Origin of the sequence: Bifidobacterium santillanense (genome assembly GCF_018555385.1) — a bacterium.
Taxonomy (GTDB): domain Bacteria; phylum Actinomycetota; class Actinomycetes; order Actinomycetales; family Bifidobacteriaceae; genus Bifidobacterium; species Bifidobacterium santillanense.
Genome location: NZ_JAFEJS010000003.1, coordinates 103,533 through 119,753 on the forward strand (window position 1 = coordinate 103,533; position 16,221 = coordinate 119,753).

Consider the following 16,221-nt stretch of genomic DNA (forward strand, 5'->3'; position numbering starts at 1 on the left):
CGCGTTCGGATCCCGTCCCGTTCGCGGACACACTCAAGGCCGTTCGGCCAAGCCTACGGTCCGCGAACGGGACGGGAGCCGAACGCGACGACGATGTGGAGGGTGAGCGGCTTGTCTATCTGCGGCCAAGCCCATGGTCTTCGACGGGGGGCCGTGCCGCACTACGACGGGTGCTGGGGAGTAAGGGCTGTTACGGTTTGTGGACGAGATGGGAACCGTGTGCCGCGACGATGCCGGCGTGTATGGGATCTATCTGCGGACGAGACGAGGGCCTCGGAATCGGATGATTCCAAGGCCCTCGTCCCTGTCCCTGAAGTGTTGCCACTAGTGGAGCATGCCGGGTTCGAACCGGCGACCCTCTGCTTGCAAAGCAGATGCGCTACCAGCTGCGCCAATGCCCCAGTGTCCCTAGTTCGAAAGGCGCCTCTTCAGTTGCAGATAGAAAAAAATAGCGGCTCAAACATGGCCGCCGTTCTTTTCTGTGGGCCCGGGAGGACTTGAACCTCCGACCTCATCCTTATCAGGGATGCGCTCTAACCACCTGAGCTACGGGCCCGATCCATCGCGCTTCATCAGCGCAACGAGTAGATATAATACATGGATTCGGGGCGGTGTCAAAACTTGAGGTACATTCGGCGTGTCGCCTTACGGGAGAATGGTTTTGGTGATTTTTGCGGCGGGGCCCGGTGCAACATCGTCACTCGGATTCTGGTGGATATGTGCCGGTCGGCCGGGACGCGACCGTACGTCGCCGGGCCGACCGGCACATAGCCGTACCTGAGAGGGCCTTCTGCTTCCGCGATAGTGCGTGATATGTGTAATGTCCGGACGGGAAGGGCGTTTGCTGCCCGAGCTGGTGATGGTCCAATGTGGTGGTTCGACCGCGGACGGGAACCCGAGCCGAGTGCGGCACCGTCGGATCGACGGTTCGGGTCCGGAGAGTCGAGTCACCGGTGTTTCGTCCGTCGACGACGGGACGGTGCGTTCTCTTGTCCGTATGGTCGGCACAATGACGGGTATGCCTTATCGTCGCCGTCCGGCCTCCCGTTCCTCCTCCACGGGGTTCGATTCCCCCGTCATCTCCACGCGCGTGATCGATGTCGACGGGTTGCCGGTGAAGGTGACGCGCAAACGCATCAGGAACATGTACCTGCGCGTCAAGCCGCCGTCGGGCGACGTCGAGGTCTCCGCTCCGGTGCGCATGGCCGAGACCCGCATCGTCGATTTCGTGCGCGAGCGCCGTGCATGGATCGACCGTCAACGCGAACGCATGGTTGCGGCGCGACGCGAGGTGATGACGACGATGATGGCGGGTGCCTCCGTCTCTCCCGGTTCCTCCGACGCCGCGATGACGGCGACATCGGCCGCGTCGCGTGTGGGCGGCGGGGCGACTCCCCCGAAGTACGCGAACGACGACCTGTTCTCCGCCAGCGGTCTGGAACCGTTCGACGACGTCGGTTCGACCAGAGGCGGCGGTGTCGCCGGCTTCCCCGATAACGTTGGTGATCGCGGCGATTCCGGAGTGCTTCATGATTCCGGTGATCCCAACGGAGATGGTGCGCTCCTTGGGATCGATGCGTCCCGTGATTCCTCTGACTCCACTACCAAGACGGGCGATCTCTCCCCCATCCTCGACCGGGCGCAGGTGTGGACCGACGAACGTCGTAGTCGGGCGGCCGATGTGATCAATGCGGCGTTGCCGGGGCTGCTGGCCAAATGGACGCCGATCGTCGGCAAGGCGCCGACGCATGTCACGCTGCGGCTGATGACCTCGCGATGGGGGTCGTGCACTCCGAAGACCGGACGCATCCGGCTCAACCTGCAGTTGGGACTGATGGAACCGGAGTTCCTCGAATACGTGCTCGTCCATGAGCTGACGCACCTGTGGGAGCACGGCCACGGTGAGCGGTTCCGCGCGCGCATGGACGCCTATCTGCCGCGATGGCGCGAACTGCGCCGCGAGCTCAACCGCCGCGTCGTGCTGTAGCCGGCGGAGGCTTCCGGTGCCTCCTCGAAGTCCCGGAGCTCTCAGGGAGCGGGTCCTCCCGTGGGTCGGGCTGCATCAAAAGGGATCGGACTATGTCAAAAGCGGTTCGCAACCCGAAGGCCGTCATCGGCGGGCTCTCCGACGGATCGAGCGGTACTGTCCGCGTGGGCTGAGCGCATCCTGGCGGATGGCGTCCCCCCCCCCGACGGATTGAGCGGTACCTTTTCTCGAGATCCAGCCGTATCCCGAGAAAAAGTACCGCTCAACACGACTCAGCGGTCCATATTCTCGGGATTCGCCCATAGCCCGAGAAAAAGTACCGTTCAGTACGACTCAGCGGTCCTTATTCTCGGGCACTGGGTTGATCTCGAGAATAAGGACCGCTGGGATGAGATCGCCGCCGGGGCGCACTGACTCAGTCCGGGCGGACTGAGTCGGGTTCAGCCGGACTGGGTGGTTGGACCGGGTCCGACTGGGTCGGGCCGACCGGACTGACCCAGTACGGATCTGGGACGGGCCGCCTCACGCGAGGTGGGAGCGCATGAACCACTGGAACTTCTCAAGCTCCTGGACGTGGTCCTGGATGATGTTGGAGCTGACGAAGTCGAGTTCGTCAAGCTCGGCGACGGCCTTGCGGTCGTCGGCGATGAACGCGTCGTAGTACTCGATGAGCGCCTTGAGGTATTCCTCGGTGCCCGCGCGGCCTTCGACGTCGAACGCCTTCCACGTGCGGTTGCGCACGATCGCGTCGGCGCGGCCGTCCGGGGTGCCGCCCAGGGTGGCGATGCGTTCGGCGGTCTCGTCGGCCTGTGCGAGGACGACCTCGACCTGCGGGTCGAGCATCTCGTGTACGGCGATGAAGTTCGGGCCGGTCACGTTCCAATGCGCGTGCTTGAGAACCAGCGCCGCCTCCTGCTCCTGGCTGAGGCGGTTCTGCAGGATCGCGATGGCCTTCTCGGAGGCCGCCTCGTCGAGACCCGGAACGATGAATGCGAGTGTCATGGTGGTGTTCCTTTCCGTCCTTGTGGGAATCTCCCGTAAGGAACCTGTGGTCCTACCAGTCTACGTTTCCGCCGGGGTCCCCGGGCCGATGCGATCCCGCGGAAAACGTGGGAAACCTCACCGTGGGTCGTCGGAATAATCCCCGCCGTTCAGGCGTGCGCTCGTCCGGGCATTTCCGTTCCGTATCCGGTCGAGCGCGCGCTCAGCGGCCGTCGGCGTACGTTCGACCGGACGGTACCTGCAAAGACCCGGTCTACCGTATACCGACGGTGCTCGAACATCCAGATTGACCGGACGATCCTCGTGGTTCCGGATGGCGGGATGGCTGAGATGGCTATGTCGGCTGGGGCGGCCAAGCGGCCGGAGTGACCGTGGTGCCGGGGTGGCCGGGCCGGATGGTGGCCGGAGTGGCCGGGGTGCCGGGACGGTCGGGATGGTAGGGGTGACCGTGTGGCCGGGGCGGCTGAGGTACCGAGGCGGCCGGGGCCAGGGAAGGATGCCGAGAGGCGTGGCTCGTCACGCCTCGGACTTGGACTCCGGCTCGTAATGGTCCGGTGCGCCCGCCTTCTTCACGTCGATGGTCTCGATGCGGCGGCCGTCGACCTTCTTGACGATCATGTCGTAGCCGTCGTCGGAGTGCAGGACGTCGCCGACCTCGCCCATCTTGCCGGTGTGCGCGAGGAAGTAGCCGGCTACCGTCTCGTACGGGCCGTCCTCCAGCTCGATGCCGGTCAGATCCTCGAAGTCCTCGAGCGTGGTGCCGCCCTCGATCGTGGCGACGCCGTTGACGAAGACGCTGCGGCGGTTGCGCGGTCCGCCCTTCTCCTCGGGCAGGTCGTACTCATCGTGGATGTCGCCGACGAGCTCCTCGGTCATGTCCTCCAGCGTGACGATGCCGTCGGTGCCGCCGTACTCGTCGATGACGACGGCCAGGTGGATGCCGCGCTTGCGCAGCAGCTCGAGGCTCGGCAGCAGCTTCGAGGTACCCGGCAGCGAGATGCCCTCGCGCGTGATGTCGGCGACGGTCTTCGCGTTCGGATCGCGCACGTCGAGCAGATCGCGCACATGCACGAAGCCGAGCACGTCGTCGAAGTCCTTGCCGGTGACCGGGTAGCGGGAGTACGGCATCTCGCGCACGTACTTGGCGGCGTCTGGAATCGCCATCGAGCCGTCGAGGAAGACGACGTCGGCGCGCGGGCGCATGACCTCGGCGACGATCGTCTCGGACGCGTCGAACACGTCATCGAGGATCGTGCGCTCGTCCTTGCTGAGGTTGGTGTTGGTGTTGACGAGCACGCGCAGCTCGTCGTCGGACACCTCGGATTCGGTCTCGTTCGGGTCGAAGCCGAGCAGGCGGACCAGTCCGTTCGTGTTCTTGCCGATGAGCCAGATGATCGGGCGGCAGACCTTCGCGAACACGTCGATCGCGGGCACGACCGCGCGCGCGACCTGCTCGGTCTTCTGCATCGCGATGCGCTTGGGCACCATCTCGGAGATGACGATCGAGCAGTAGGAGATGATGAGCGTCAGGACGATCGTCGTCAGGGGCGCGGCGATGTGTGCCGGCACGCCCCAGCCGACGACCACCGGCACGATGAACGGCGAGATCGACGATTCGCCGAACGATGCGGACAGGAAGCCGCACAGGGTCACGCCGATCTGCACGGTGGACAGGAAGGTGTTCGGGTCGCGGGCGATCTTCGCCACGCGCGCGCCGCGGGCATCCTCCTGTTCCATCTGGTCGATCTGCGAGCCGCGCAGCGAGACCAGCGCGAGCTCGGTGCCGGAGAACACGGAGCCGAGCAGCAGGAAGACGAAAATCAGCAGGATGTTCATACCAAGTGACATGCCCCCCACTCTAGGGGTCCGGCACGTCAACGGCCGGTGCGGACCATCGGGACTCCCCCGTGTGCACGGACCGACCGTGAAGTCGTAGAAGACGCCGGACGCGGCGAAGGGAACTCCCCCCGTGTGCGCGGGCCGACTCTTCACATCCGGCACCGAGGACATCGCCCCGCGGGGGGCTCCCACGTGTGCGCGGACCGACCGTTCGACGGGAAACTGGTGGATTGCTGCCATAGCGGGACTTCGCGTGTGTTCGGTCCGACCGTCAGACCGACGATTCGGTCAACGACTTCTCTCGGAGCTTCGCGTGTGCTCGGACCGACGCATCCTATAGGAACGGACGTTTCCGGGGGCTCGAGAGCCCTTCCAATGTCCGATTCTGCGGAATCGGATGTCAGGAGGGTGCTCCCACCTTCGGATTCGTCCGATTCTGCGGAATCGGACATTTACGACGCGCAATGGAGCGCAATAGCATCCGACCCTATAGGAACGGACGTTTACGGCGCGGTCCGGCTCATGAAAACGACCGATCCTATAGGATCGGACGTTTCCGGAGGACTCTGGTGGCCTCTAACGTCCGATACTGCAGTATCGGGCGTTAACAGTGCCCTATTTGCCTGGGATTCGTCCGATTCTGCGGGATCGGACGTCGGGCGGGGTGCGTGAGGGGACAGAGAGGTGTCCCTATTGGACGAACCGCTGTCGCGTCGGGCGGGGCGGGGTGCATGTGCGAGGCGGCGTGTCGTCGGACTTGATGTGAGGGCTCACATGCGGTATGCTTACTTCAACGATGAAGTAAAAAACGAAGTCACTACACCGTAAAAACGGAACCAAGGTTCCGAAAATGCTTGTGATTTAGGTGGTTTACTTCACTGCAAATTACCTACAACGCTGTATGTGCATTGGTGCATACGGTGCGGCCGATCCCGGCGTGCGCCGGGCAAAACCGAACAGGGTTCGGGTGACATACACTCGAATGGCATAAGGAGAGCACGATGAAGTCCTTCAAGAAGATCCTGGCCGCCGGCATCGCCGCCGCGACCATGCTGTCGATGGCCGCATGCGGAGGCGGAAGCGCCGCCGACGAGGGCGAAGGCACCGCGGGCAACCCGATCACCCTCGAGGTGTGGGGCTGGGAGCCGCTCCTCAAGAACGTCAAGGAGGCGTTCGAGAAGGAGAACCCGAACATCAAGATCAACATCACCAACGCCGGCACCGCCGACGACCAGTACACGGCCCTCAACAACGCGATCTCCGCCGGCAAGGGCGCGCCCGACATCGCCCAGGTCGAGTACTACGCCACCGCCCAGTACGCGCTCGGCGGCGCGCTGCAGGACCTCTCCGAATTCGGCGCCAAGGACTACAAGGACTTCTACACCCCCGGCCCGTGGAGCTCGGTGAACATCAACGGCGGCATCTACGGCCTGCCGATGGACTCCGGCCCGATGGCCATGTTCTACAACAAGGCCCTGTTCGACAAGGCCGGCGTGACCGAGGCCCCGAAGACGATGGACGAGTACTACGAGGCCGCCAAGAAGATCCACGCGCTCGGCGACGACGTCTACATCACCTCCGACGCGGGCGAGCCGTACGTCTCCGAGCTGCTCATCTGGGCCGCCGGCGGCACCCCGTTCAAGGTCGACGGCGAGAACCTGACCATTAATCTGACCGGCGACAAGGGCACGCAGGAGTTCGCCAAGTACTGGCAGAAGATGATCGACGAGGGCCTCATCGACACCAAGACCAAGCGCTGGAGCGACGAGTGGACGAAGAGCCTCAACACCGGCAAGATCGCGTCCCTGACCATCGGCGCGTGGATGGTCTCCATGCTCGACGACCAGGCGCCCGACCAGGCCGGCAACTGGCGCGTCGCCAACACCCCGACCTTCGGCTCGACCAAGTCCAACGGCGAGGACGGCGGCTCCACGCTCGCCATCATGGCCTCCAGCAAGAAGCAGAAGGCCGCATGGAAGTTCCTCGACTTCGCCGCCCACGGCGACGGCGTGAAGATCCGCGTCGACAACGGCCAGTTCCCGGCCGACAAGGCCTCCCTCGCCGACTCCTCCTTCCAGAGCAAGACCGACCCGTACTTCGGCGACCAGAAGTTCAACGAGGTCCTCTCCCAGGCTGCCGACGACGTGAACACCAAGTGGCAGTTCCTGCCCTACGACGTCCACGCCCGCAGCATCTTCCCGGACACCGCCGGCCAGGCCGTGCTCGGCAAGTACAGCGTGATGGACGGCCTCAAGGCCTGGCAGGACAAGCTCATCGAATACGGCAAGGACCAGGGCTACACCGTCAAGTAGCCTCCGGCGCCGGCCCCCGTCGACGGGACGGACGGGAGGGAGCCGGCCCGACGGATCCACCTTCCCACTTCCCATCCCGGCTCGGCGGCCGTTTTCCTCCTTCCTGTTTCCTCCGGCCGCCGGGCCTCTTCCCTTGCCCGTACGCACCCACCATTTCCCAATCTCCCCACCAACTTTGGAGCACTGACCGACCATGACGCAGCTGGATTCCATCCTGTTCGGAGCCGCCTACTACGACGAGTACATGCCGTACGACCGGCTTGACAAGGACGTGGCGATGCTCAAGGCCGCGCATATGAACACCGTCCGCATCGCCGAATCGACCTGGGCCACCCTCGAGCCGCATCCCGGCGAGTTCGACTTCCATCACATCGACCGCGTGATCGACGCGATGGAGGCCGCCGGCATCAACGTGATCATCGGCACGCCCACCTACGCCGTGCCCGCCTGGCTCGTGCGCGAGCACCCCGAGATCCTCGTGCGCCAGCACGCTGGGGTCCGTCGCTACGGTCCGCGCCAGATCATGGACATCGCCAACCCCGACTTCCGCGAGGCCGCCGAACGCGTCATCCGCGCGCTCATCGCGCACGTCGCCGGCCGGAAGGCCGTCATCGGCTACCAGATCGACAACGAGACCAAGTACTACGACGCGCTCAACGACGACGTCCAGCGCGCGTTCGTCGCCGACCTGCGCGAGCGCTTCGACGACGACCTCGACCGACTCAACGCGGCGTTCGGTCTCAACTACTGGTCGAACCGCATCACCGACTGGGACGACTTCCCCGAACTGACCGAGACGATCAACGGCTCGCTCGCCGGCGCGTTCGACCGCTTCCGCCGCCGCATCGTCTCCGACTACCTCGCCTGGCAGGCGTCCATCGTGCGCGAGTACGCGCGCGACGACCAGTTCGTCACCCAGAACCACGACATGGAGTGGCGCGGCTACAGCTACGGCGTCCAGCCGTGGGCCGACCACTTCGACAACGCCCGCTGCCTCGACCTGACCGGCGTCGACATCTACCATCCGACCGAATCGAAGCTCACCGGCAAGGAGATCGCGTTCGGCGGCGACGTCACCCGCGCCACGAGGAACGGCGACAACTACCTCGTGCTCGAGACCGAAGCGCAGGGGCAGAACGGCTGGATGCCCTACCCCGGCCAGCTGCGCCAGCAGGCGTACTCGCACCTCGCCTCAGGCGCCGACTCCGTGATGTACTGGCACTGGCACTCCATCCACAACTCGTTCGAGACCTACTGGAAGGGCGTGCTCAGCCACGACTTCGAACCGAACCCCGTCTACCGCGAGGCCGCGCGCTTCGGCGGCGAGCTCGAGCGCATCGGCTCGCACCTCATCGACCTCAAGAAGCGCAACCGCGTCGCGATCGTCGTGAGCAACGACTCCCTGTCCGCTCTCAACCGCTTCACCATCGAGACCGGCTTCCCCAAGCCCCACCCGTACGAGGAGGGCGACAGCTCCGGCCTCATCGCCTACAACGATGTGGTGCGCTGGATCTACGACGCGCTCTACGAGCTCAACGTCGAAGTCGACATCCTCCCCGGCGACCACGTGGCGGCCCCCGACGCGCTGCCCGAGCCGGACGGCTCGACCAGCCCCGACCTCACCGCCGCGAAGCTCGACCGCTACGATCTCGTCGTCACGCCCGCCCTCTACTGCGCCGACCAGCCGCTCATCGACCTGCTGCGCGGATACGTCGAGCGTGGCGGCCACCTCGTCTCCACGTTCAAATCGTTCGTCGCCGACCGCGACGTCACCGTCTGGCACGACCGCCAGCCGCACGGCCTGTCCGACGTGTTCGGCGTGCGCGTCGGCGAATTCACGCGCCCCGAGACCGGCGCCGCGATCCGCTTCACGGCCGGCGGTCCGCTCGACGACGTGATGAACGGCGCCGACGACGACATGGCCGTCCGGGGCATCCTGGAGCTGGTCGAACCGGACGACGGCACGCGCGTCATCGCCGAATACACGCAGCGCGAATGGTCCGACTACGCGGCCGTCACCCGCAACGCGTTCGGCGCCGGCTGGGCGGAATGGATCGGCACGATGACCTCGCCCGACGCGATCCGCGAGCTCATGTGCGACGCCGTGCGCACGGCGGTGGCGGAAGCCCCCGCCGACCATGCGGCCATCGACCTGAACAACGCGATGGCGCTCGCCGGCGCACTCACCGTCCGCCGCGGCGTGAACCGTCTGGGCCGGACCGTCACCTACCTGTTCAACTATTCGCCGCGCACGGTGGCGGTCGCCTCGCCGTTCGCCGGCACGGACCTGCTCGCCGAACGCAGGATCGCGGCCGCCGATCTGCTGACGGTCAAGCCATGGGGCGTGGTCATCATCGAGTCCTGACCGGTTCCGGCCGATGCCGGCCCGCGCGGCTACACTGGGATGGTCGCGCGCGGGCGCAGGGCGCCGCGACGACCTCTGGCATCCGACGGAACGAAAGGCATGGCGATGGGCGCGCGCAGGATCACGATGAAGGATGTGGCGCTCGAGGCCGGCGTGTCCATGAAGACCGTCTCGAACGTGGTCAACGGCAACGACTCCCAGATGAGCGCGGCCACCAAGGCCCACGTGACCAAGGCCATCGCCAAGCTCGGATACAGCGTCAACCACGCCGCCCAGGCGCTCAAGAAGGGCCGTTCCGGCGTGATCGGCCTCGCCGTGCCGAACTTCGATCAGGCGTTCTTCGGCTACTTCGTCGATACGCTGTCGAAGGCCGCGCGCGAACGCGGATACGCGATCATCATCAGCACGTTCGGCGAGTTCGAGGGGCGCATCGACGGCTTCGCGCCCGCCGCACGCAAGCTCAACGCCGACGGCTGGATCATGTTCGCCGACATGCCCGTGCGCGCCGATTCGCCGGTGTTCACGCAGGACTATCCGTTGGTGCTCACCGGCGACTACTCGTCGCACGGCCTGTGCGACATGGTCACGATGCCGAACGCCGAAGCCGCGCGGCACGTCACCGGATGGCTGCTCGACCGCGGCGCGACGGACGTCGGCTTCATCGGAGCGCCGATGCCGGAGGCCGAAATCCCGCAGGACCCCGATCGTCTGGAACAGGCCGCGATGAGCGCCACCGAAGGCAACGCCGCGCTGCGACTGCAGGGCTACATCCAGGCGTTCCGGTCGCGGGGGCTGGCGCCCGACTGGCGTCACATCATCCCGGTCGAACGCCTGACCGGCGCCGAGGGCGTGCGCGCCGCGTTCGAACTGGTCCATCGCGCGTCCGACGACGTGGCCGGAACCGCCCTACCCGACGCGCTGGTGTGCGCGAACGACGCGTTGGCGATCGGTGTGCTGTCCGCGCTGACGAAATCGCACATCGACGTGCCCGGCGACATCCAGGTCACCGGCATCGACGCCCTGCCCGACGGCGAATACGCGATCCCGCCGCTGACCACCATCGACCCGCGGGTCGATCAGTACGTGGACATGGCCGTGGACGCGCTCATCCGCCGCATCGACGGCGACGAGAGCGCACCCAGCGTATACACGTCCGGGTTCCGGCTCATCGAGCGCGACTCGACGCGCTGAGCCGCGCAGACCTCAGAAGCTCAGCACCTCGACCAGACCGTCGTGCATCACGTAGCGGGCTCCGGCGATCATCAGACGGCCTTCGGCCAGCGCGAGGCGGATCACCTCGCTGCCGTCGACGAGCAGCTCGATGGTGCGGGCCACGTGCGCGCGCTCGAAATCGGCGGCGTCCTCGAGATCGGCGTCCATCGCCTGCGCGACCGAGGCGCCCACCTCTCGCACGATCGGGGAGTCCTGCGCGGCGAGCATCGCCTCCAGATGATCGGCGTGCGCGTCGGCGCGTCCGGCGCCCTCCGGCACGTCGAAGCAACCGCAGTCGTCGAAGCGATTCGCGAGCTCCGCGACGCCGTCCACGGCGGCCTTCACCGCGCCGCAGCCCTCGTGGCCGAGCACGACGATGAGGCTCACGCCCAGATGCTCCACCGCGTATTCGAGCGAGGCGATGACCGCGTCGTCGAGCACCTCGCCGGCCGTGCGGATGTCGAACAGATCGCCGAGGCCCTGATCGAAGATGATCTCCGGAGGCACGCGAGAGTCGGAGCAGGACAGCACGGCCGCATCCGGGTGCTGTCCGTCGAGCAGCCGTTCGCGCGTCTCGCGGTCCTGCCACGGGTGCTCGGCCGTGCCTTCGGCGAAGCGGCGGTTGCCCTGCAGCAGGCGGCTCCACGCGGCGTTCGCCTTCGCCTCGTACGTGTCATGGGATTCGGTCGGTTCGGATGCGTCGAACATGGTGGCTCCTCAGGTCGGTCGGGTCGGTCGCAATTGCGCGTTCAGTTGCACGTTCCAGTGTAGGAGGCGCCGGCGCGTGGCCGTCCGTGTCCGCGGCAGTCCGGGGCGGTGTGATGTTGTTCATAGTCCGCCCAGAGCGTACCGGCGGGCCCGTCGCACGGCGGACGGATAGGATTGGACGCAGGGTTCGAATCGTCGAATCGCATATCAGGACCCTGCCCGGTCAGGCCGGGAAACGGGCCCACGGAAAGGAACAACGATGACTCTTCTGCAGCACGAACTCACCGACTTCAAGGTGCAGGCCTTCCAGAACAACGACTTCCACGAGGTGACCAAGGCCGACGTGCTCGGCCACTGGTCCGTGTTCTTCTTCTACCCGGCCGACTTCACCTTCGTGTGCCCGACCGAGCTCGAGGACCTCGCCGCCAAGTACGAGGACTTCAAGAAGATCGGCTGCGAGATCTACTCCGTCTCCTGCGACACCCACTTCGTGCACAAGGCGTGGCACGATGCCAACGAGAAGATCGCGAAGATCCAGTACCCGATGCTGGCCGATCCGACCGCCCTGCTCGCCCGCGACCTCGACACCTACAACGAGGCCGACGGCATGGCCGAGCGCGGCGATTTCATCGTGAACCCGGAAGGGCGCGTCGTGGCCTACGAGGTCATCTCCTCCAACGTGGGCCGCAACGCCGACGAGCTGCTGCGCCGCGTCCAGGCCTCCCAGTTCGTCTACGAGCACGGCGACCAGGTCTGCCCGGCCAAGTGGCAGCCGGGCGAGGACACCATCGAGCCGAGCCTCGACCTCGTCGGTCTGCTGTGACGAACAGCGAGCGGCGATAGCGTCATAGCGTCGCGCGCGTACATCGCACCGCGCCCCCGCCGGTGGGGCTGTCGGCGGAGCCGACTGGAGGTGATTCGACGGGCATGTCCCGCACCACCTCCACCCGCTTCGCGGGAGCCCCGCCGCGGGGGCGAACCGTTTGCAAAGGAGTGTTCCCATGTCCGATACCCAGAATCTCTATGACGTCGTCGTGATCGGCGGCGGTCCGGCGGGACTCACCGCCGGCCTCTACCTCGCGCGCGCCCGCTACCGCGTGCTCGTGCTCGAGAAGGACGATTTCGGCGGCCAGATCACCATCACCAACGAGGTCGTCAACTACCCCGGCGTCGGCCGCACCACCGGCCGCGCGCTCACCGCCACCATGCGCGAGCAGGCGAAGGACTTCGGCGCCGAATTCCTCTCCGCCGAGGCCACCGGGCTCGACGTCGACGGCGACGTCAAGACCGTGCACACCACGCGCGGCGACCTGAAGACCTTCGGCATCCTCATCGCCACCGGCGCCTCCCCGCGCAAGCTCGGCTTCGAGGGCGAGGCCGAGTACGCCGGCCGCGGCGTCGCCTACTGCGCCACCTGCGACGGCGAGTTCTTCACCGGCAAGGAGGTGCTCGTGGTCGGCGGCGGATTCGCCGCGGCGGAGGAATCGGTGTTCCTCACCAAGTACGCGAGCAAGGTCACCGTGCTCGTGCGCGAGGACGACTTCACGTGCGACGCGTCGGTCGCCGCCGAGGCCAAGAACAACCCGAAGATCGAAGTGCGCTACGGCGTCGAGCTCAAGGGCGTCACCGCCGGTCAGGGAGGACTGACCGAAGCGACGATCCTCGACCGCGCGTCCGGCGCGACCGAGACGTGGAGGCCGGCCGACGGCGGCACGTTCGGCGTGTTCGTCTTCGCCGGATACGTGCCCGCGACCTCGCTCGTCAAGGGCGTCGTCGACCTCGACCCGCAGGGCTACGTCGTTACGCACGGCTATCTCGAGACGAGCGTGCCGGGCGTCTATGCGGCCGGCGACCTGCGCGTCAAGAACCTGCGTCAGGTCGTCACCGCGACCGCCGACGGCGCGATCGCGGCCGTCGAACTGGAGCGCTACGCCAAGTCGATGAGCGAGAAGACCGGGCTGGTCCCGCCGCGCCCGACCATCTCCGCGTACGAGCAGGCCGAGGCCCGGGCCGCCGCATCGTCGGCGAGCGCCGGCACGACCCCGGCCCCCGCGCCGGTCAAGCGCAGCGCCGATGCGGCCGCCGCCGCGCGTAAGCCCGGCGAGCTGTTCTCCGACGCCGTCAAGCAGCAGCTGGGCGTCGTCTTCGGCCGCATGACCCGTCCGATCACGCTCGCGCTCGAACTCGACGACACCCCGCTGTCGACGGAGCTGCAGGGCTTCGTCGGCGAGATGGTCGCGCTGTCCGGCGGCAAGCTCAACTCCGTCGCCATCGACGCGGCCGGCCTCGTCACGGCGGTCGACGGCTCGTCCGTGCCCGCCTCGCTGGTCGTCGGCGAGCCGGCCGAGATCGTCCTGCCGTCCGGCGGTGATGGCGATGCCGCCCTGCCGACCTACGGCACGCTCGACGACACCGGCCGAGCCGAGTTCGACCCCGCCGGTCTCATGCCGGTCGCGCGCCCGGCCGTGCGCCTGTGCGTCGCGGGCGATGACGGCCGACTGGCCTTCACCGGCCTCGCGTTCCACGGCGTCCCGTCCGGCCACGAGTTCAACTCGTTCGTGCTGGGCCTGTACAACGCCGCCGGCCCCGGCCAGCCGATCGACGACGACCTCAAGTCGCGCGCCGAGGCGATCGACGTCCCGACCGACGTGATGATTCTCGTGTCCCTCACCTGCACGATGTGCCCGGAGACGGTCCTCGCCTCCCAGCGCATCGCCTCGCTCAACCCGGCCGTGCGCGCCGAGGCCTACGACATCTCGCACTTCCCCGAGCTCAAGGACCAGTACGGCGCGATGAGCGTCCCGTGCATCGTCATCGACAGGGGCGGCGAGCAGAAGGTCGAGTTCGGCAAGAAGAGCATCCCCCAGATGCTCGCCCTGCTGGGCGCCTGACGGCGTCTCGGGACCAGCCGATTCCGGCAGCGGCGTACGGCAAGTGTGGCCAGACAGGCCGAGGCCACAGGGAACGTACGGTGAGACGTCGTCAGCGTACGTTCCCCGTGGTGAATTGTCGTTCGACCACAGAAAACGTGCACTGACACGGCCTAGGAGTACGTTTCCTGTGGTTCATCGTCATTAAGCCACAGGAAACGTACGCGGACGCCGATCGAGTGTACGTTTCCTGTGGCTACGGGTCAGGCCGCCTTGCCGACGGCGGCGGACTTGGCTGTGACCGTCGCGGCCTCGTCGACGCGGCCGCCCCTGACCTTGACGAACGTGATGCTCGCCAGCGCCACCACATACAGCACGGTGAGCACCGGGATGAGCGCGGCGTAGCGGTGCGCCTGATCGGGTGCGTGCGTGACCACGAACGAGGCCAGCTGGTTGCCGGACAGGCCGGCGAACGCCCAGGCGCTCAGTGTCAGGCCGTGCGTGGTGGAGACGGTCTTCGTGCCGAAATGCTGGTCGAGCAGCACCGGCAGCGTGGAGAAGCCGCCGCCGTAGCCGGCGTTGACGAGGAACAGCATGGCCAGGATCGCCCACAGCAGCGCGTTGCCGATGCTGTTGAGGACGATCTGCAGCAGGCACACGGCGATCGACATGACGAAGATCACCTGATAGACGCTCTCGCGGCGCTTCAGGTGGTCGGAGAGCGTGGAGAAGCCCACGCGGCCGGCCGCGTTGAACACGGCGTCGACGGCCAGCACGAGGCCGATGATGCCCGCGATGGCGGTGGCCAGCGCACTCTGGTCGAGCCCCGAGTACCGCGGGAGCGCCTGCAGCACGTCGTGCAGGATGTCCTTCTCTTGGCTGATCAGGGCCAGACCGCAGGTGATGTTGAGGTAGAACGCGATCCAGATGCCCCAGAACACCGGCTTGGTGAGGATCGTGCGGCGACTGACGTGCGAGGTGGCCGGGTCGTACGTCCAGCCGGCCGGGCGGCGGATGATCAGGAAGCCGACGAGCATCATCGTCGCGTAGACCGCGGCCAGCACGTAGAACATGTTCACGAGGCCGACCGTGCCGATCAGCCACTCCATGACCGGGCTGGCGATGGCCTTGGCCAGACCGAATCCGGCGACCGCTATGCCGGTGGCGAGACCCTTGTTGTCGGCGAACCAGAGCATCAGGTTCTTGACCGGCGTCAGGTAGCCGACGCCGAGGCCGACGCCCATGATCGCGCCGTAGCAGATGAAGACGCCCGGCAGGAAGTGCAGTGCGATGCTCGCGCCCGTGCCGGCGAAGCCGACCACGAAGCAGATCATCGACGTGAGCGCGGAGCGCTTGATGTTCCTCTCCACCATCGGCCCGGCGAATGCGGCGGACATGCCTAGGAAGAAGATGGCGAGGGAGAACGCCCACTCCACCGAGGACGGGCTGGCGCCGAGCTCGTCGGCGATGAGCTGCTTGAACACGCTCCAGCAGTAGACGGTGCCGATCGGGATGTGGATCAGCAGCGCGGGAACGATGGCGCTGGTCCAACGGTTGGTGGCAAATCGTGCCATGCGGACGGGTCCTTTCATGAACGGACGTACGGGTTATCCGCCGGTCCCCCAAGAGTCCGCCAATCCGCGGCACGACCGGACGCGCATGCGGGGGTCTCTTCGCGCGCGGATATCGCGCGTTCCCCTCCCCGTTGCGAACATCATCGGTGTGCGTTTCATCGGCGCTGCTGACCCTTGTCGGCGCCGACAAAGAGCACGATACCACCGTTGTGTGTCGGCCACGCGCGGCCGTACCGCGGATGCTGCGTGATATTGTTCACATCGTTTTGCGCCTCCGGCGTGTGCGCCTGTACACGTCCAGCGCATATCCGCGCGCGTCCGCGCACGACGAACGGGCCCCGGTTCGCCGCGT

General features: G+C 66.5%; 10 protein-coding genes and 2 tRNA genes. 6 read left to right on the forward strand and 6 right to left on the reverse strand.

Annotated elements, in window-relative coordinates; all coding sequences use genetic code 11:
- Positions 1–328: 328 nt before the first annotated feature.
- Together JS528_RS04520 and JS528_RS04525 are read right to left on the reverse strand one after the other, a co-directional pair.
- A tRNA-Ala gene (locus JS528_RS04520) sits at positions 329–401 on the reverse strand.
- 81 nt (positions 402–482) lie between these two features.
- A tRNA-Ile gene (locus JS528_RS04525) sits at positions 483–556 on the reverse strand.
- A gap of 594 nt (positions 557–1,150) precedes the next feature.
- Between JS528_RS04525 and JS528_RS11550 the strand changes: the two genes are divergently transcribed.
- Positions 1,151–1,987: a YgjP-like metallopeptidase domain-containing protein gene (locus JS528_RS11550; protein WP_420838187.1), complete on the forward strand. Its 837-nt coding sequence runs from the start codon at positions 1,151–1,153 to the stop codon at positions 1,985–1,987.
- Between the two features lie 522 nt (positions 1,988–2,509).
- On the opposite strand, the gene JS528_RS04540 is transcribed toward JS528_RS11550, so the two are convergent.
- Both JS528_RS04540 and JS528_RS04545 read right to left on the reverse strand, forming a co-directional pair.
- On the reverse strand, positions 2,510–2,989 hold the full coding sequence (locus tag JS528_RS04540) for a Dps family protein (RefSeq protein ID WP_214357906.1): 480 nt from the start codon (positions 2,987–2,989) through the stop codon (positions 2,510–2,512).
- A gap of 516 nt (positions 2,990–3,505) precedes the next feature.
- Positions 3,506–4,837: a hemolysin family protein gene (locus tag JS528_RS04545; protein ID WP_214357907.1), complete on the reverse strand. Its 1,332-nt coding sequence runs from the start codon at positions 4,835–4,837 to the stop codon at positions 3,506–3,508.
- A gap of 992 nt (positions 4,838–5,829) precedes the next feature.
- Here JS528_RS04545 and JS528_RS04550 point away from each other — a divergent pair.
- The 3 genes from JS528_RS04550 to JS528_RS04560 all read left to right on the forward strand — a co-directional run bounded on the left by JS528_RS04550 (position 5,830) and on the right by JS528_RS04560 (position 10,696).
- Positions 5,830–7,140 carry an ABC transporter substrate-binding protein gene (locus tag JS528_RS04550; protein ID WP_214357908.1) on the forward strand — a complete coding sequence of 437 codons (1,311 nt, stop codon included), beginning with the start codon at positions 5,830–5,832 and terminating at the stop codon, positions 7,138–7,140.
- A 193-nt stretch (positions 7,141–7,333) separates the two neighbouring features.
- The gene (locus JS528_RS04555) at positions 7,334–9,505 is read left to right on the forward strand and encodes a beta-galactosidase (RefSeq protein WP_214357909.1); all 2,172 of its coding nucleotides are present in this window, start codon (positions 7,334–7,336) and stop codon (positions 9,503–9,505) included.
- A 99-nt stretch (positions 9,506–9,604) separates the two neighbouring features.
- A complete protein-coding gene (locus tag JS528_RS04560) occupies positions 9,605–10,696 on the forward strand; it encodes a LacI family DNA-binding transcriptional regulator (RefSeq protein WP_214357910.1) in 1,092 nt (363 codons plus the stop codon).
- Positions 10,697–10,708: 12 nt separating this feature from the next.
- Here the strand turns inward: JS528_RS04560 and JS528_RS04565 are convergent, their stop codons facing one another.
- Positions 10,709–11,425: a carbonic anhydrase gene (locus tag JS528_RS04565; RefSeq protein ID WP_214357911.1), complete on the reverse strand. Its 717-nt coding sequence runs from the start codon at positions 11,423–11,425 to the stop codon at positions 10,709–10,711.
- Between the two features lie 259 nt (positions 11,426–11,684).
- On the opposite strand from JS528_RS04565, the gene ahpC reads away from it, so the two are divergent.
- Both ahpC and JS528_RS04575 read left to right on the forward strand, forming a co-directional pair.
- On the forward strand, positions 11,685–12,248 hold the full coding sequence (gene ahpC / locus JS528_RS04570; protein WP_214357912.1) for an alkyl hydroperoxide reductase subunit C: 564 nt from the start codon (positions 11,685–11,687) through the stop codon (positions 12,246–12,248).
- A gap of 178 nt (positions 12,249–12,426) precedes the next feature.
- Entirely contained in the window at positions 12,427–14,316 is a 1,890-nt protein-coding gene (locus JS528_RS04575; RefSeq protein WP_214357913.1) for an FAD-dependent oxidoreductase, read from the forward strand.
- 242 nt (positions 14,317–14,558) lie between these two features.
- On the opposite strand, the gene JS528_RS04580 is transcribed toward JS528_RS04575, so the two are convergent.
- A complete protein-coding gene (locus JS528_RS04580; RefSeq protein ID WP_214357914.1) occupies positions 14,559–15,869 on the reverse strand; it encodes an OFA family MFS transporter in 1,311 nt (436 codons plus the stop codon).
- Between the last annotated feature and the right edge of the window lie 352 nt (positions 15,870–16,221).